This window comes from Stenotrophomonas sp. YJH_SMC_135, from assembly GCF_059372355.1.
The window spans coordinates 275,304-290,407 of record NZ_JCAFVN010000001.1 but is presented as its reverse complement, the minus strand read 5'-3'; the positions used below and the strand labels follow the sequence as shown (position 1 = coordinate 290,407).

Genomic DNA, 15,104 nt, shown 5'->3' with positions numbered 1-15,104 from the left:
CGACGGCCCGGAGGGTGGGGACCAGGAAGGCCGCCATAACGCTGGCCGGCTGCTACATGGACCCCGGCATCATGCGGTTGCCGGCCCGCGGCCGGCACTACCGTGGCTCAGCCCAGTTCGGCTTCCAGGCTGATCGGCACCGCGCTCAGCGCCTTGGACACCGGGCAGTTCTGCTTGGCGTCATCGGCAATGGCACGGAACTGTGCGGCGTCGATGCCCGGCACCACGGCCTTCACCTTCAGCCGGATCTGCGACAGCTGCGGCCCGCCCTCCAGGGACAGATCGACCTTGGCCTCGGTGTCCAGCGAGGTCGGGGTGAAGCCGGCCTCACCAAGCTTGGCCGACAGCGCCATGGTGAAACAGCCGGCGTGCGCGGCGGCGATCAGCTCCTCCGGATTGGTGCCCTTCTCGTCGCCGAAGCGGCTGTTGAAACCGTAGCGGGTCTTGTCCAGCAGCCCGCTCTGCGGCGTGCTCAGCTGTCCCTTGCCCGACTTCAGATCGCCTTCCCAGTGCGCGGTGGCGTGTCGCGAGATTCCCATGTGCTGCTCCTGCGTGGCGGTGATGAACGGCCACTCTCGCACGGGACGCGTTAGCCCTGCGTCGCTCCGCCGCATGCCGCACGTCCGCCGGACATCGGACAGCTGGTCACTTCTTCGCCAGACCGACGCGGACTTTTCCCTTGTTTTCAGTGGTTTCGCACATTCCAGCAACGGGCAGGCAGCAGCCATCGCGCACGCTGCAGCGCCCCCGTCCCCCACCGCCGGCCATGTACTGAATCGGCCTGGATATGAAAAAACATGCACTTTCCGCGCTTCGGGCTATTGGCGGCGCCCGAGAGTTGCCCTACATTGCGCTTGCCGACGGGGTTCGGCGCCGACCACACAACCAACCGTTCACGGAACAGGAAACCATGGCAAAGACCGCTAAGAAGGCTGCCCCGAAGAAGGCAGTGAAGAAAGTCGCGACGAAGGCAGCCGCCAAGCCGGCCGCTCCGAAGCCGATCAAGGAAGTGCTGACCAAGTCCGGCCTGGTTGCACACATCGCTGAAGCCTCCGGCGTCATCGCCAAGGACGTCCGCGCTGTGCTGGCCTCGCTGGAAAGCGCCGTCGCCTCCTCGGTGCACAAGAAGGGCGCTGGCTCGTTCACCCTGCCGGGCCTGCTGAAGATCACCACCGTCAATGTGCCGGCCAAGCCGAAGCGCAAGGGCATCAACCCGTTCACCAAGGAAGAGCAGTGGTTCGCTGCCAAGCCGGCCACCACCAAGCTGAAGGTGCGTCCGCTGAAGAAGCTGAAGGACGCCGCGCTGTAAGCGCGCGCCCCAACGCGGATTCCGACGGGACGGCTCTGGCCGTCCCGTTTTTTTTGTCCGCACCACACCCCGCAACACAGCGTTGCCGCGGCCCCGGCAATCCCCGTACAGGCCCGCCAGCATTGGCTGCCGGTGCTCCGCAAAGGGCGCGGAACGTACCGGGTGGAACACTGCGTGCAGCGCCGGCCGTCGCCGCCAGCCGTGGCCTTGCCTATGGTGGGCACATCCTCCACAGCTACGGCGAGCACACCCTCATGGCCAGCCCCTCCACCCGCTACCGGATCTCGGTAACCCCGATCGAAAAGGACGGGCTGCAGTGCACCGGGCGCTGCACCATCGAACTGGAACACCGCGCCGGCCGCGACCTGATGCGCCTGCTGGAAGCGGCCCCGCGTACCGCCGGCATCAGTGGCGACGAGCGCGCGACCCTGGTGATCGCCACCCAGCTGCTGCGCGACATCGTACAGCGCCACGCCGAGACCGACGGCCACGCACTGGCCGCCATCGCCGGCCAGGTCCTGCCGGCGCTGGACGCGCTGGAGCAGCTGCCCTCCTCCCGCTGATAGCGGCGCAACCGATACACTGCCGCCCTCCAGGTTGCCTCGGGGAGGAGGCGGGCATGCGCAGGATCCTGTTCCTGATCGCACCACTGGTGCTGCTGGGTTGTTCACGCCCGGCGGCACAGACGAATGATCACATCACGGCAGCGTCCGCTCCCGTCGCCGCAGCAGCGGACACCGGTCCCGGTCCCGTTCCCGCAGCATTGCAGGCGAGCGATATGACGCTGCTGTCCGCCGTCGACGACGGCGCAGAGCCGCCGTCGACGATGCTCAACCGCTACGTCGCCGCACTGCTCAACCGCGACCGCGCCGCCAGCGATGCTGCCTGGACGATCCCACCCGGCGACCCGCGGCATGCAGACGACGCCGCGCTGCGGCAGCTGCAGGACCTGCGCACGCTGCGCCTGCACAGCGATACCCCGATCGCCCGAGATGACCGGCAGCCACCGCGGCTGCTTGAAGTCCCTGTGCAGATCCGTGCGGTCACCGCCAATGGCACGTTCCGCTTCGGCGGCTGGTACCGCGTGCAGCCCAGCAGTGACGGCAGCGCCTGGCAGATCCAGTCGGCACAGCTGCGTCCAACGCTGGACTGAACCGTTGCAGCGGCATGCACGCGCGATTCAGCCTGCGCGGCTACTCTTTGATCCATCCATCTGCTTCCCACCGGTCACCGACATGCGCCTGCGTTCCCTGATGACCCGCCTCGCGGCCTCCACCGTGCTGATCGCCGCTGCGATCGGTGCACAGGCGGCTCCCTCCATTTCCGGCCGCGAACTGTCGGTGGGCGCCAGCGACGTGCAGCAGTACCTCGATGGCAGCTTCCCGCGCACCCAGGACGCCCTCGGCGGCCTGATCGCCCTGACCATGAGCCACCCGCAGCTGAGCCTTCCGGCCGGCGAACGGTTGAACCTGGGCATGGACGTCGCGCTGGCCACCGCCGGCGGCAACCCGGCCCGACTGGGCACGGTGAAGCTCAGCAGCGGCCTGCGCTACGACGCGCAGACCCAGGGCTTTCACCTGCAGCAGCCGAGCGTGGATGACTTCACCCCGGCCAACCAGGGCGGCCGCCTCGACTCGCGCACCCGTGGCCTGCTCAATGCGTGGCTGAGCGACTACGCCCAGCGCGAACCGATCTACAAGCTGGACCCGGCCGTGGCCGGGGTGCTCGGCGCCCTGCAGGTGCAGTCGGCACAGGTGAAGAACGGCAAGCTGGTGGTCACTTTCAACCAGAACCTGGGCAACCTGGTACCGGCAGGCCTGCTGGGCAAATGAGGTGGTGCCGGCCGCTGGCCGGCAGCACGTCACTGCATCTGCCGGCCAGCGGCCGGCACTACCGGTAGCGCATCAGGCGGCAAGCGCTTTTACCACCGCCTCGCTGAAAGCCGGAATGTCATCCGGCTTGCGGCTGGTGATGACGTTGCCGTCGACCACCACCTCGGCATCGCGCCATGTCGCACCCGCGTTCGCCAGATCCTGCTGCAGGGAAGGCCAGGAGGTCAGCTCGCGGCCATCGGCCAGGCCGCTGTTGATCAGCAGCCACGGGCCATGGCAGATCGCCGCCACGGGCTTGCCGGCTTCATCCACTGAACGGATGAAGGCCAGTACGGCATCATCGGTGCGCAGTGTGTCCGGATTGATGACCCCGCCGGGCAGAACCACCGCATCGAAGCGTGCAGGATCCGCCTCATCCAACGGGATATCCACCGCGACGGCGTCGCCCCAGTTCTTCTCCTTCCAGCCCTTGATCGTCGCTTCCTTTGCGGGCGAGACCACGCTGACGCGCGCCCCTTCCGCTTCCAGCAAACGCTTGGGTTCGATCAGTTCAGACTGTTCGAAGCCGTGGGTGGCAAGGATGGCAATCTGCTTGCCCTTCAATCGCTCTGCCATGGAGGCACTCCGGTTGGGGGAGCCCACAGAATGGAAGAACGGCCCTTGCGCGGCGGTGACCCTGTCGTGCACGGCAGGTGGAGAGCCGCCGGGTGGTGCCGGCCGCTGGCCGGCACCTGGATTGCGCCTTGCCGGCCGGCGGCCGGCACTACCCGGTACCGATCAGCGCTTGGGCTGCAGCATCGTGCCGGTGCACTTGGGCGAGCCGCAACGGCACTCCCAGATCTTCTTCAGCTTGGCGGTGTGGCGCTCGGCCAGGGTGATGCCGTAGTTGTAGGTCAGCTCCTCGCCGGCCTTGATATCACGCAGTGCCTCGATGAACACCTTGTCGCCCCGGCTGTCGCCGTCCTCGTCCTCCTCGATCACCGCCTCGCAGTTCGGGTCGCAGCTGTGGTTTATCCACCGCGCGTCGTTGCCCTTGTAGTTGGCGTCGATCACCCAGTCATCGTTGAGGGTGAACAGGAAGGTATGGCCACTTTCGACGTCGCCGCTGTCATCGGCATCAACGTCGCCGTGGCTGCGCAGCAGGCCCTTGTACTGGATCACGCGCTCGCCCTGCTTGATCGGGGCCACGGCGAACACGCCGTTGCCATGGATGGCGGACTTGCGGGCTTGGATCTTCTTCGGCATCGGCGAGGGCTGTTTGCAGCGAATGGAATGGGGATTCTCGCCCATTCCGGGTGATTGCGAAAATCACCCCGTTGGCGCAGCATTGCGCCCCGGCAACGGCCGCGGTGTGTCCTCCCGGCCTGGCCCAAGCGCCGGCTGAATGCCCGGGTTGGATGGTGGCGAATAAAAGCGTACAATTTCAGTCCGCTTTAAGAACCACTCGCATCCCCATGTTGCGCGTCACCAAACTCACCGATTACGCCACCGTCGTGCTGACCGTGCTCGCCGCCCGTCCGGGCGAAGTGCTCAGTGCCACCGAGCTGGCCGAATTCACCGGTCTGGAGCCGCCCACCGTCAGCAAGGTGCTCAAGCCACTGGCCCAGGCCGGCCTGGTCGAAGGCCTGCGTGGCGTCCGTGGCGGCTACCGCCTGACCCGCCCGGCCATCGAGATCTCGCTGTTCGAAGTGGTCGAAGCGATGGAAGGGCCACTGGCCCTGACCGAATGCAGCCACGACCACCACCAGTGCGGCATGGCGCCCAAGTGCGGCGCGCGCAGCAGCTGGCGGCTGATCAACGACGTGGTCTCCGAGGCCCTGCGCGATGTCACCCTCGCGCAGATCCTGCCCCCTCTCCCCCTTGCCGATGACGAACAGCGCCGCACCATCGCTGTCGACGTCGTCTCCTGATCCGTAGGCAGCCCCCCATGGCCACCGAAACCATCGAAAACGTCGCCCACGACGACACCCCCAACCGCGAGATCCACGAGCAGCTCGGCCGCAAGTATTCGGCCGGCTTCATCACCGAGATCGAGTCGGACTCCCTGCCGCCGGGCCTGGACGAGGACACCATCCGTGCCCTGTCGGCCAAGAAGGACGAGCCGGAGTGGATGACGCAGTGGCGCCTGGATGCCTACCGCCACTTCCTGACCCTGCCGATGCCGGACTGGGCCAAGCTGGAGATCGCGCCGATCGACCTGCAGGCGCTCAGCTACTACTCCGCGCCGAAGGGCCCGAAGTACGCCTCGCTGGATGATGTGCCGAAGGAACTGCTCGACACCTACGACAAGCTGGGCGTGCCGCTGCACGAGCGCGCCAAGCTGGCCGGCGTGGCGGTGGATGCGGTGTTCGACTCGGTATCCGTGGGCACCACCTTCCGCAAGGAACTGGCCGAGAAGGGCGTGATCTTCTGTTCGATGTCCGAGGCCATCAAGGAACACCCGGCGCTGGTGCGCCAGTACCTGGGCACCGTGGTGCCGGTCGGTGACAACTACTTCGCCGCGCTCAACTCGGCGGTGTTCTCCGACGGCAGCTTCGTGTTCATTCCCAAGGGCGTGCGCTGCCCGATGGAACTGAGCACCTATTTCCGCATCAACGCCGGCCACACCGGCCAGTTCGAGCGCACCCTGATCGTGTGCGAGGACAAGGCCTACGTCTCCTACCTGGAAGGCTGCACCGCGCCGATGCGCGATGAGAACCAGCTGCACGCCGCGGTGGTCGAGCTGGTCGCGCTGGAAGATGCGGAGATCAAGTACTCCACGGTGCAGAACTGGTACCCGGGCGACGAGAACGGCGTCGGTGGCATCTACAACTTCGTGACCAAGCGTGCCGAATGCCGTGGCGCGCGCAGCAAGGTCACCTGGACCCAGGTCGAGACCGGCTCGGCGATCACCTGGAAGTACCCGTCCTGCGTGCTGCTGGGCGACGATTCGGTCGGTGAGTTCCACTCGGTCGCGCTGACCCATCACCGCCAGCAGGCCGACACCGGCACCAAGATGATCCATGTCGGCAAGCGCACCAAGAGCAAGATCGTCAGCAAGGGCATCAGCGCCGGCCGTGGCCAGAACACCTACCGCGGCCTGGTGCGGGTGGACCGCAACGCCGAGGGCGCGCGCAACTACACCCAGTGCGACTCGCTGCTGATCGGCAAGCAGTGCGGCGCGCACACCTTCCCCTACATCGAGGTGAAGAACCCGGGCGCCACCGTCGAGCACGAGGCGACCACTTCCAAGATCTCCGATGACCAGCTGTTCTACTGCCGCGCCCGTGGCATCAGCCAGGAAGACGCGGTGTCGATGATCGTCGACGGCTTCTGCAAGCAGGTGTTCCGCGAACTGCCGATGGAGTTCGCGGTGGAAGCCAAGAAGCTGCTGGAAGTCTCGCTGGAAGGTTCGGTGGGCTGACCGCCCGCCCCTGCCCCTCGCAAACGCATTCTCTTTACCGGCGGGCCCTGGCCCGCCCCACGGAAACCCCCACCATGCTGAAGATCGAAAACCTCCACGCCCGCATCGGCGACAAGGAAATCCTCAAGGGCCTGTCGCTGGATGTGAAGCCCGGCCAGGTGCACGCCATCATGGGCCCGAACGGCGCCGGCAAGTCCACCCTGGGTAACGTCCTGGCCGGCCGCGACGGCTACGAAGTGACCGAAGGCAGCGTGCAGTTCGACGGCGTCGACCTGCTGGAGCAGGACCCGGAAGCACGTGCCGCCGCGGGCCTGTTCCTGGCGTTTCAGTACCCGGTGGAAATCCCGGGCGTGAACAATACCTACTTCCTGCGCGCGGCACTGAACGCCCAGCGCAAGGCGCGCGGCGAAGAAGAACTCGATTCCATGCAGTTCCTCAAGCTGGTGCGGCAGAAGCTGGCCGTGCTGCACCTGAAGGACGAACTGCTGCACCGTGGCGTCAACGAAGGCTTCTCCGGCGGCGAGAAGAAGCGCAACGAGATCTTCCAGCTGGCCGTGCTGGAACCGAAGCTGGCGATCCTGGACGAGACCGACTCGGGCCTGGACATCGACGCGCTGAAGAGCGTGGCCGACGGCGTCAACGCACTGCGCGGCGCCGACCGTTCGTTCCTGGTCATCACCCACTACCAGCGCCTGCTGGACTACATCAAGCCGGACGTGGTGCACGTGCTGGCCGATGGCCGCATCGTCAAGAGCGGCGGCCCCGAGCTGGCGCTGGAGCTGGAAGCGCACGGCTATGATTTCCTGAAGGACCGGGTCGTGCCCGAGGCGGCGGTCTGATGAGCGCCCTGCTTGACTCCATGGCCCAGGCCTTCTGTGGCAGCGATGCGCGCCGCGAAGTGCTGGATGCGGCCCTGCGCGACGGCCTGCCCGCCGCCCGCAATGAAGCCTGGAAGTACACCTCGCTGCGCCAGCTGGAACGCCGTGCGTTCGCTGCAGCGCCGCTGCAGGGCCCGGCGCTGGACGCCGCGCTGCTGGACGACATCCCGGCGCCGCGCCTGGTGTTCGTCAACGGCCGCCTGGATGCCGCGCTGAGCGATGTGCAGGCCCTGCCGTCCGGCGTGCAGCTGCAGCCGCTGTCGGCCGCGCTGGCCGCTGGCGAAGACGCCGTGCGTTTCCTTGGCCGTCGCTACGAGCGCAGCGAAGAGATCTTCGCCCGGCTCAACGCCGCGCTGGCCGATGAAGGCGTGGTGCTGCGCGTGGATGAAGGCGTGCAGGTCGAAACGCCGCTGCAGCTGGTATTCGCCAGCGTCGCCGGGGAAGCCGACCTGGCCTGGCACCATCGCCACCTGATCGAACTGCGCGCCGGCGCCAGCCTCGGCGTGGTCGAGCATCGCTTCAGCGTGGGTGACTCCGCCCACCTGGACAACACCGTGCTGCATGCCCACGTCGCCCGCGATGGCGTACTCAAGCACGCCCGCGTGCAGGCCGGCAGCGCCCGCCAGACCAGCTTCCTGCGTACGGACGCGGTGCTGGCCCGCGACGCGCAGTACCACCGCGTGGACCTGGAACTGGGCGCCGCGCTCAGCCGCCACGAACTGAACGTGCGCCTGGAAGGCGACAACGCCCGGCTGACCGCCAACGGCGTGCTGCTCGGCAATGGCCGCCGCCACGTCGAGACCCGCCTGGGCATCGACCACATCGCGCGCGATACCGCCTGCGAGCTGCTGTGGCGCGGCGTTGCCGCCAACCGCAGCCGCGTGGTGTTCCATGGCGGCATCCAGATCCGCGAAGGCGCCGACGGCACCGACGCGAACCTGTCCAACAAGAACCTGCTGCTGTCGGCCGATGCCGAGATCGATACCCAGCCGACGCTGGTGATCGACGCCGATGAAGTGAAGGCCGCGCACGGCGCGACCGTCGGCCAGCTCGATGCCAATGCGCTGTTCTACCTGCGCTCGCGTGGCCTGCCCCAGGTCCAGGCGCAGGCACTGCTGAGCGCTGCGTTCTGCCATGAACCGCTGAAGATCCTGCCGGACGCGTTGCGCGAGCAGCTGGCACGCCGCCTGGACAAGGCCCTGGCCGAGGCGGGTGTGGCATGAACCTGTCCACGCCACGCCCGATCGAAGAACGCACCGGCGCCCCGGACTGGGATCGCGTCCGCCTCGACTTCCCGCTGCTGATGCGTGAAGTGCACGGCAAGCCGCTGGTCTATTTCGACAACGCCAACACCGGCCAGAAGCCGGTACAGGTGATCGGCGCGGTGGATGAGTTCTACCGCCGCTACAACGCCAACGTCAGCCGCGCGGTGCATGCACTGGGCAGCGAAGCGACCGACGCCTACGAAGGCGCACGCAACAAGCTGGCACGCTTCCTCAACGTGCGCGCCAGCGACCTGGTGCTGTGCAGCGGCACCACCTTCGCCATCAACCTGGTGGCCTACTCGTGGGCGCTGCCGCGATTGAAGGCCGGCGACGTGATCCTGATCACGCGCATGGAACACCATGCCAACATCGTGCCGTGGCAGCTGGTCGCGCAACGTACCGGCGCCACCATCCGCGTGGCCGAGATCACGCCCGATGGCGCGCTGGACCTGGATGCGCTGCGCGCGGCGATGACCCCGGAGGTCAAGCTGCTGGCGGTCACCCATGTCTCCAACGTGCTGGGCACGGTCAATCCGGTGCGCGAGATCTGCCGTGAAGCGCGCAAGCGCGGCATCATCACCGTGGTCGATGGCTCGCAGGCGGTGCCGCACCGCAAGGTCGACGTCGCCGCGATCGGCTGCGACTTCTACGCCATCACCGGCCACAAGATGTGCGGTCCGACCGGCACTGGTGCGCTGTGGGCGCGCCGCGAGCACCTGGACGCGATGCCGCCGTTCCTCGGCGGCGGCGAGATGATCAAGGAAGTCAGCTTCGACGGCACCGTGTTCAACGATGCCCCGCACAAGTTCGAAGCCGGCACCCCGAACATCGCCGGTTTCATCGGCCTGGGCGTGGCTGCCGACTACCTGCAGCAGCTCGGCCAGGAGAACGTGGAAGCCCGCGAAGCCGAACTGCTGGCGCACTTCACCGAGGAGCTGCGCCGCGTCGACGGCCTGCGCATCATCGGCGAAGCGCCGGAGAAGGCCGCCGTGGTCTCGTTCCTGATCGATGGCGCGCATGCGCACGATCTGGCCACCCTGCTCGACCTGGAAGGGGTGGCCGTGCGCTCGGGGCAGCACTGCGCACACCCGCTGCTGCAGTACTTCGGCGTCGCCGCCACCTGCCGTGCCTCGCTGGCGTTCTACAACACGCACGCCGAGATCGAGCGCTTCATGACCGCGCTGACCAAGGTGCGCAAGCTTCTGGGCTGAGCCGGCACACCGGGGTCAGATCCCTTTCGCGACGCGAAAGGGATCTGACCCCACCAGTATTCCCGACAGCCGCCGCTGCGACCGCAATGCCCGCCGGATCGCGACCAGATGAACGCGGCATACCGCCCGCAGCACACCGGGGTCAGATTCCTTTCGCCACGCGAAAGGGATCTGACCCCACCAGCATTCCCGACAACCGCCGTTGCAACTGCAATGTCCGCCGGATCGCGACCAGATGAACGCGGCATACTGCCCGTAGCACACCGGGGTCAGATCCCTTTCGCCACGCGAAAGGGATCTGACCCCACCAGCATTCCCGACAACCGCCGTTGCGACCGCAATGCCCGCCGGATCGCGACCAGATGAACGCGGCATACCGCCCGCAGCACACCGGGGTCAGATCCCTTTCGCCACGCGAAAGGGATCTGACTCCACCAGCATTCCCGACAGCCGCCGTTGCGACTGCAATGCCCGCCGGATCGCCAGCAGATCCCCCGCCGGAATACCCGCCTCGATGAACTCCACATAGCGCCTGCACCGTTCATCCGCATCAGAACCCACCAGCTCAAATGCCGAATGCGGCTCGAGCAGCGCATTGGGCCTGCCACGCGCATTGGCACGATAGCTCGACCAGCGATAGTCACCGGGATGCGCCACCTTCCCCGCCCGAACCGGGTTGAGCTCGATGTAACGCTGGCAGGCCAGCAGATAGCGATCCGTATCCACCTGCGTGGAATGGAAACGTCCTTCCCACAGGGTTCCCGTGCGGCCCTGTCGATCGTTCACCCGGCGCACGTAGGCCCGGTTTACCGCCTGCATCATCCGAGACAAGCCGCCGGACACATCGGGTGTCGCCAGCAGGTGGATGTGATTGTCCATCAGCACATAGGCGTGGACCCGGCACTGCTGCTGACCTGCGTGATGACACAGCAGGCGCAGGTAGGCGACGCGGTCGCCATCCGCAAAGAACACGCGCTGACGATTGTTGCCGCGCTGGACGACATGTTGCGGATATCCGGGCGCATCGATGCGCCGTGGCCTTGGCATGGGCTGCTCCTGGTAGCAGGGGGTCAGGGCCCTTCGCTGCGCAAAGGGATCTGACCCCGAGCATCTGCCGATTCCGGGCCCGTGCCAGTCGGTCCATGGCCTGCCGTTGAGTCAGTAGATGCCGGGGTCAGATCCCTTTCGCGTTGCGAAAGGGATCTGACCCCACTCCCCCATTTGCGCCCGCCCACGCCCCACCTAGAATGGGGCCATGAGCACCCTGACCTTCCGCGCCGCCACGCCGGCCGACATCCCCGCCCTGATCGCCCTCGTCACCTCGGCCTACCGTGGCGACGCCAGCCGCGTTGGCTGGACCACCGAAGCCGACCTGCTGGATGGCGCCCGCATCGACGCCGAAGGCATCCAGGCCGACCTCGACCGCCCGCGCTCCACGATCCTGCTGGCCGAGCGCGAGGGCCAGCTGGTGGCCTGCGCCCACGTTGCCGACGTCGACGGCAACGGCTACTTCGGCATGTTCTCGGTCGATCCGGCCCAGCAGGGCGGCGGCGTCGGCAAGCAGCTGATGGACGCCGCCGAAGCGCACGCCGCACGCGAATGGAAGGTGCCGGTGATGCAGATGACGGTGATCGACGTACGCGACGAACTGATCGCCTTCTACGAGCGCCGCGGCTACCAGCGTACCGGCATCAAGAAGCCGTTCCCATATGGCGACGAACGCTTCGGAATCCCCAAGCGCGACGACCTGCGCTTCGAGGTCCTGGAAAAGCCACTGGCCGGAGCCGCCGCGTGAGCGATACCTGGACCTTCGTGTGTGCCGGCAACGAGCTGCTGCCCGGTGAAATGAAGAGCGTGTTCGACGAAGTGACCGGCACGCCGATCGTGGTGTTCAACCTCGACGGCGAGCTGTACGCGCTGGAAGACCAGTGCACGCATGAGGAGTTCGAGCTGTCCTCGGGCGAGTTCAACACCGACGAAGGCAGCGTGGAATGCGTGCTGCACGGCGCGCGCTTCGACGTGCGCGATGGCCGCGCCCTGTGCGCCCCGGCCTATACGCCGGTACCCAAGTTCCCGGTGAAGCGCGAACACGACGCCGTCTGGACCCGCGACGACCGCGATTGACGCGGCGTTCGGCCGCCGGCGACTCCGCCCAGGGGGTGGAAGCCAGCGGAGCGCGCTGAGAGGCGTTCAGGGGCCTCCCCGGGCCTCCAGACTGCTCGTTCGCCCACGCATATGCGAATCATTATCGTTGATGTTATTCTACGTAACACCTTCGTAACGACTCCGTCCCCTGCGCCATGGCTTTGCCCGCGCCCGCCGCCACGCTGTGCCAGCTTGCCCGCCATGGGTGGCCGTTGGCTGTGGCCCTGCTGCTGACGCTGCTGCTGGGCTGGTCGGCCCTGCACGAAGGGCGCGATGGACCCGCCACCTACGGCTGGCAGGCACACGCTGAAGATCTTCAGCAGGCCATGCCGATGCCGGCCCCGCCGGCGGACGAGTGCCCGCGCCATGCGGTGCCAGTACCGGAGCCGCCGCTGGATGGCGAGGGCACAACGCCCTGTACCGGACTGGCTCCCCCGCGCGCCGCCCTGGTCGCGCATGTTCCGCTGTGGCGCTCCGATGCCCTGCACTGGCAGCTGCACGATCCCGCACTGCGGTTGAACCCCGGCCACGCACCGCCCGCACCGCACGCCAGCTGAGGCGCCCTGCGGCCGTTGCCGTGCGCCTGATTGCGTTTCCCGCCAGCCGAGCCTGGCTCGGCTCTACAGCACCCACTTCCCGCCTGTCGCCGCATGCCCATCTGCGCCGGCTCGCGCTCGCCCTTTCCCGATCCAAGCCACTACCCACAGTCATGACCCACATCACGTCCCGCAAGCACGCCCCGCGCGTTTCCCTGCTCGCCACCGCCACCCTGGCCGCCGGCTTCGCGCCGTTGGCCGCACAGGCGGCCGACAGCGCTGACGCAGCCTCCTCCCGCAAGGCCACCGACCTGGACAAGGTGCAGGTGCGCGGCAGCTGGTTCAATCCGTCCTCACCGAAGTTCACCGCCGAGCTGCTGGACACCCCGAAGTCGGTGTCGATCGTCTCGGAAAAGCTGATCGCCGAAACCGGTGCGACCAACCTGCAGGATGCGCTGCGCATGGTGCCGGGCATCACCTTCGGTGCCGGCGAAGGCGGCAACCCGACCGGCGACCGTCCCTTCATCCGTGGCTTCGATTCGCAGAGCAACGTCTTCGTCGATGGTCTGCGCGACGTCGGCTCGCAGACCCGCGAGATCTTCGACCTGGAGCAGGTGGAAGTAGTCAAGGGCCCGAGCTCGGCCTACGGCGGCCGTGATTCCGGCGGTGGCAGCCTGAACCTTGTGAGCAAGACGCCGAAGCTGAAGAACGAGACCAGCGCCAGCATGGGCATCGGCACCGACAGCTACGCGCGCGGCACCGTGGACGCCAACTACGTGCTGGGCGATGGCATCGCCGCGCGCCTGAACCTGATGAAGCACGAATCGGACATCGCCGGCCGTGACGCCGCCAATGTCAGCCGCTGGGGCATCGCGCCGTCGATCGCGTTCGGCCTGAACGGCCCGGCCCAGCTGATCGCCAGCCACTACCACATGCAGAGCGATGACCTGCCGGACGCGGGTGGCTTCCCGTATGGCAACCCGAACGGTGCGCCGGCCTCGAAGTGGGTCGACGGCCGCCCGATGGTGCCGGACCGCAACAACTACTACGGCCTGGTCGACCGTGACTTCCAGCGTACCCGCGCCGACATCAGCACCCTGGATGCCAGCTACGACTTCGGCGGCCACAAGCTGCGCAACATCGCGCGCCTGGGCAACACCAGCAACGACTACCTGTGGACCCAGCCGGACGACAGCCAGGGCAACCCGAACAACTACGGCACCCTGTGGCGCCGGACCAACAGCCGTGCCGTCGACGTCAAGAGCTTCGCCGACCAGCTGGGCCTGACCGGTGCCTTCCAGACCGGTGCGCTCAAGCACAGCTACAGCGCGGGCGTGGAATACAGCGACGAGAAGATGACCCGCGGCAGCTATCTGATGACCCCGGGCACCAGCAACCCGCTCACCGGCAACAGCAAGTGCCCGACCACCGGCGCGGCCACCGGCTACAACTGCACCGATTTCGCCAATCCGAACCCGCGCGATCCGTGGGCGGCCACCCATTCGGTGTACCGCAGCGACAAGGCACTGGACGTAGAGCAGCGCACCAGGACCACCTCGGCCTACGTGTTCGACACCATCGAGCTCAATGAGCAGTGGATGATCAACCTCGGCCTGCGCTACGACGACTTCCGCACCACCCTGACCACCCCGGTGGCCGGCAAGGCACCGACCCGCGTGCGCAACAGCAACGACTTCCTGAACTACCAGGCCGGCGTGGTGTTCAAGCCGGCCGCCAACGGCAGCATCTACCTGTCGTGGGGCACCTCCTCGACTCCGCCGGGCATGGACGGTGGTGACGGTTCGGACGGCCTGAGCGCCGCCGTGGCCGACCTCAAGCCGCAGGATACGAAGAACCTCGAGCTGGGCACCAAGTGGGACCTGTTCGACCAGCGCCTGAACCTCACCGCGGCGATCTTCCACACGGTGATGAACAACGCGCGCGTGACGGTCGACAACGGCACCAGCCAGAATGCCGGCAAGAAGGAAATCAACGGCTTCGAGCTGGGCTTCACCGGCCAGCTGACCGACGCCTGGAGCCTGTACGGCGGCTACACCTACCTGGACTCGGAACTGAAGGACAACGGCTTCGTCTGTGGTGCACCGGTCGGCCGCACCTGCCCGTCCAACGTCTACGTGCCCTCGCCGTACAACGGCAACGTATTCCCGAACACCGCCAAGCACAGCGCCAACCTGTGGACCACCTACCGCTTCCCCATCGGCCTGACCGTCGGTGCCGGTGCGTTCTACTCGGACAAGCAGTACGGTGACGTCGCCAACAGCAAGTGGATCGCCAGCTACACCCGCTTCGACGCAATGGCCAGCTACGCGATCCAGGACAACATCAGCCTGCAGCTCAACGTGCAGAACCTGACCGACAAGACCTACTTCACCAAGGCCTATGCCTCGCACTACGCGAGCATCGCCCCGGGTCGCTCGGCCACCCTGGCACTGAACGTGAAGTTCTGATGTAGCTTCGCTCCACCACGGCGGCAGGCTCTCCTGCCGCCGTTTTTGTTTCCGGCG

The 15,104-nt window shown here is 66.9% G+C and carries 17 protein-coding genes; 13 read left to right on the top strand and 4 right to left on the bottom strand.

The window, feature by feature from the left end; all coding sequences use genetic code 11:
* Positions 1-107: 107 nt before the first annotated feature.
* Positions 108-539, bottom strand: a complete 432-nt coding sequence (locus tag AC5P98_RS01585; RefSeq protein ID WP_014646276.1) for an OsmC family protein — start codon at positions 537-539, stop codon at positions 108-110.
* 371 nt (positions 540-910) lie between these two features.
* Between AC5P98_RS01585 and AC5P98_RS01580 the strand changes: the two genes are divergently transcribed.
* The 4 genes from AC5P98_RS01580 to AC5P98_RS01565 all read left to right on the top strand — a co-directional run bounded on the left by AC5P98_RS01580 (position 911) and on the right by AC5P98_RS01565 (position 3,141).
* Positions 911-1,309, top strand: a complete 399-nt coding sequence (locus AC5P98_RS01580; RefSeq protein WP_010483539.1) for an HU family DNA-binding protein — start codon at positions 911-913, stop codon at positions 1,307-1,309.
* Positions 1,310-1,563: 254 nt separating this feature from the next.
* Positions 1,564-1,872, top strand: a complete 309-nt coding sequence (locus AC5P98_RS01575) for a DUF3861 family protein (RefSeq protein WP_014646275.1) — start codon at positions 1,564-1,566, stop codon at positions 1,870-1,872.
* A 56-nt stretch (positions 1,873-1,928) separates the two neighbouring features.
* A complete protein-coding gene (locus tag AC5P98_RS01570; RefSeq protein WP_049405946.1) occupies positions 1,929-2,462 on the top strand; it encodes a hypothetical protein in 534 nt (177 codons plus the stop codon).
* 82 nt (positions 2,463-2,544) lie between these two features.
* Positions 2,545-3,141, top strand: coding sequence for a YceB family lipoprotein (locus tag AC5P98_RS01565; protein WP_014646273.1), 597 nt, complete (start codon positions 2,545-2,547; stop codon positions 3,139-3,141).
* Between the two features lie 72 nt (positions 3,142-3,213).
* Here the strand turns inward: AC5P98_RS01565 and AC5P98_RS01560 are convergent, their stop codons facing one another.
* Both AC5P98_RS01560 and AC5P98_RS01555 read right to left on the bottom strand, forming a co-directional pair.
* The gene (locus tag AC5P98_RS01560; protein WP_032957815.1) at positions 3,214-3,756 is read right to left on the bottom strand and encodes a type 1 glutamine amidotransferase domain-containing protein; all 543 of its coding nucleotides are present in this window, start codon (positions 3,754-3,756) and stop codon (positions 3,214-3,216) included.
* Between the two features lie 162 nt (positions 3,757-3,918).
* Positions 3,919-4,386 carry an SET domain-containing protein gene (locus AC5P98_RS01555; protein ID WP_012479369.1) on the bottom strand — a complete coding sequence of 156 codons (468 nt, stop codon included), beginning with the start codon at positions 4,384-4,386 and terminating at the stop codon, positions 3,919-3,921.
* A gap of 209 nt (positions 4,387-4,595) precedes the next feature.
* Between AC5P98_RS01555 and AC5P98_RS01550 the strand changes: the two genes are divergently transcribed.
* The 5 genes from AC5P98_RS01550 to AC5P98_RS01530 all read left to right on the top strand — a co-directional run bounded on the left by AC5P98_RS01550 (position 4,596) and on the right by AC5P98_RS01530 (position 9,898).
* Positions 4,596-5,051: an SUF system Fe-S cluster assembly regulator gene (locus AC5P98_RS01550; protein ID WP_005408436.1), complete on the top strand. Its 456-nt coding sequence runs from the start codon at positions 4,596-4,598 to the stop codon at positions 5,049-5,051.
* Positions 5,052-5,068: 17 nt separating this feature from the next.
* Positions 5,069-6,544: a Fe-S cluster assembly protein SufB gene (gene sufB / locus AC5P98_RS01545; protein WP_014646271.1), complete on the top strand. Its 1,476-nt coding sequence runs from the start codon at positions 5,069-5,071 to the stop codon at positions 6,542-6,544.
* A gap of 74 nt (positions 6,545-6,618) precedes the next feature.
* Positions 6,619-7,383 (top strand): Fe-S cluster assembly ATPase SufC, encoded by a 765-nt coding sequence (gene sufC, locus AC5P98_RS01540; protein WP_032957818.1) that lies wholly within the window; start codon positions 6,619-6,621, stop codon positions 7,381-7,383.
* Positions 7,383-8,645 (top strand): Fe-S cluster assembly protein SufD, encoded by a 1,263-nt coding sequence (gene sufD / locus AC5P98_RS01535; RefSeq protein ID WP_049405940.1) that lies wholly within the window; start codon positions 7,383-7,385, stop codon positions 8,643-8,645. The genes sufC and sufD overlap by 1 nt, the downstream gene beginning before the upstream one ends.
* Positions 8,642-9,898 carry a cysteine desulfurase gene (locus AC5P98_RS01530; protein WP_032957821.1) on the top strand — a complete coding sequence of 419 codons (1,257 nt, stop codon included), beginning with the start codon at positions 8,642-8,644 and terminating at the stop codon, positions 9,896-9,898. Before sufD ends, AC5P98_RS01530 begins: the two co-directional genes overlap by 4 nt.
* Before the next feature lie 396 nt (positions 9,899-10,294).
* On the opposite strand, the gene AC5P98_RS01525 is transcribed toward AC5P98_RS01530, so the two are convergent.
* Positions 10,295-10,945: a transposase gene (locus AC5P98_RS01525; protein ID WP_049405583.1), complete on the bottom strand. Its 651-nt coding sequence runs from the start codon at positions 10,943-10,945 to the stop codon at positions 10,295-10,297.
* Positions 10,946-11,153: 208 nt separating this feature from the next.
* Between AC5P98_RS01525 and AC5P98_RS01520 the strand changes: the two genes are divergently transcribed.
* The 4 genes from AC5P98_RS01520 (at position 11,154) to AC5P98_RS01505 (ending at position 15,047) form a co-directional block, all read left to right on the top strand.
* Positions 11,154-11,693 (top strand): GNAT family N-acetyltransferase, encoded by a 540-nt coding sequence (locus AC5P98_RS01520; RefSeq protein WP_014646266.1) that lies wholly within the window; start codon positions 11,154-11,156, stop codon positions 11,691-11,693.
* Positions 11,690-12,022 carry a non-heme iron oxygenase ferredoxin subunit gene (locus AC5P98_RS01515; protein WP_014646265.1) on the top strand — a complete coding sequence of 111 codons (333 nt, stop codon included), beginning with the start codon at positions 11,690-11,692 and terminating at the stop codon, positions 12,020-12,022. Before AC5P98_RS01520 ends, AC5P98_RS01515 begins: the two co-directional genes overlap by 4 nt.
* 176 nt (positions 12,023-12,198) lie before the next feature.
* The gene (locus AC5P98_RS01510; protein ID WP_046429355.1) at positions 12,199-12,600 is read left to right on the top strand and encodes a hypothetical protein; all 402 of its coding nucleotides are present in this window, start codon (positions 12,199-12,201) and stop codon (positions 12,598-12,600) included.
* A gap of 152 nt (positions 12,601-12,752) precedes the next feature.
* Positions 12,753-15,047: a TonB-dependent receptor gene (locus AC5P98_RS01505; protein ID WP_049405585.1), complete on the top strand. Its 2,295-nt coding sequence runs from the start codon at positions 12,753-12,755 to the stop codon at positions 15,045-15,047.
* The last annotated feature ends 57 nt before the right edge of the window (positions 15,048-15,104 follow it).

Bases quoted from the DNA above. Each gene is read 5' to 3' on its own strand.
- AC5P98_RS01525 (WP_049405583.1), bottom strand. From the start codon at position 10,945: ATGCCAAGGCCACGGCGCATCGATGCGCCCGGATATCCGCAACATGTC.
- AC5P98_RS01530 (WP_032957821.1), top strand. From the start codon at position 8,642: ATGAACCTGTCCACGCCACGCCCGATCGAAGAACGCACCGGCGCCCCG.
- AC5P98_RS01560 (WP_032957815.1), bottom strand. From the start codon at position 3,756: ATGGCAGAGCGATTGAAGGGCAAGCAGATTGCCATCCTTGCCACCCAC.
- sufD (WP_049405940.1), top strand. From the start codon at position 7,383: ATGAGCGCCCTGCTTGACTCCATGGCCCAGGCCTTCTGTGGCAGCGAT.
- AC5P98_RS01580 (WP_010483539.1), top strand. From the start codon at position 911: ATGGCAAAGACCGCTAAGAAGGCTGCCCCGAAGAAGGCAGTGAAGAAA.
- AC5P98_RS01575 (WP_014646275.1), top strand. From the start codon at position 1,564: ATGGCCAGCCCCTCCACCCGCTACCGGATCTCGGTAACCCCGATCGAA.
- sufB (WP_014646271.1), top strand. From the start codon at position 5,069: ATGGCCACCGAAACCATCGAAAACGTCGCCCACGACGACACCCCCAAC.
- AC5P98_RS01555 (WP_012479369.1), bottom strand. From the start codon at position 4,386: ATGCCGAAGAAGATCCAAGCCCGCAAGTCCGCCATCCATGGCAACGGC.
- AC5P98_RS01520 (WP_014646266.1), top strand. From the start codon at position 11,154: ATGAGCACCCTGACCTTCCGCGCCGCCACGCCGGCCGACATCCCCGCC.
- AC5P98_RS01505 (WP_049405585.1), top strand. From the start codon at position 12,753: ATGACCCACATCACGTCCCGCAAGCACGCCCCGCGCGTTTCCCTGCTC.
- AC5P98_RS01565 (WP_014646273.1), top strand. From the start codon at position 2,545: ATGCGCCTGCGTTCCCTGATGACCCGCCTCGCGGCCTCCACCGTGCTG.
- AC5P98_RS01510 (WP_046429355.1), top strand. From the start codon at position 12,199: ATGGCTTTGCCCGCGCCCGCCGCCACGCTGTGCCAGCTTGCCCGCCAT.
- AC5P98_RS01570 (WP_049405946.1), top strand. From the start codon at position 1,929: ATGCGCAGGATCCTGTTCCTGATCGCACCACTGGTGCTGCTGGGTTGT.
- sufC (WP_032957818.1), top strand. From the start codon at position 6,619: ATGCTGAAGATCGAAAACCTCCACGCCCGCATCGGCGACAAGGAAATC.
- AC5P98_RS01550 (WP_005408436.1), top strand. From the start codon at position 4,596: ATGTTGCGCGTCACCAAACTCACCGATTACGCCACCGTCGTGCTGACC.
- AC5P98_RS01585 (WP_014646276.1), bottom strand. From the start codon at position 539: ATGGGAATCTCGCGACACGCCACCGCGCACTGGGAAGGCGATCTGAAG.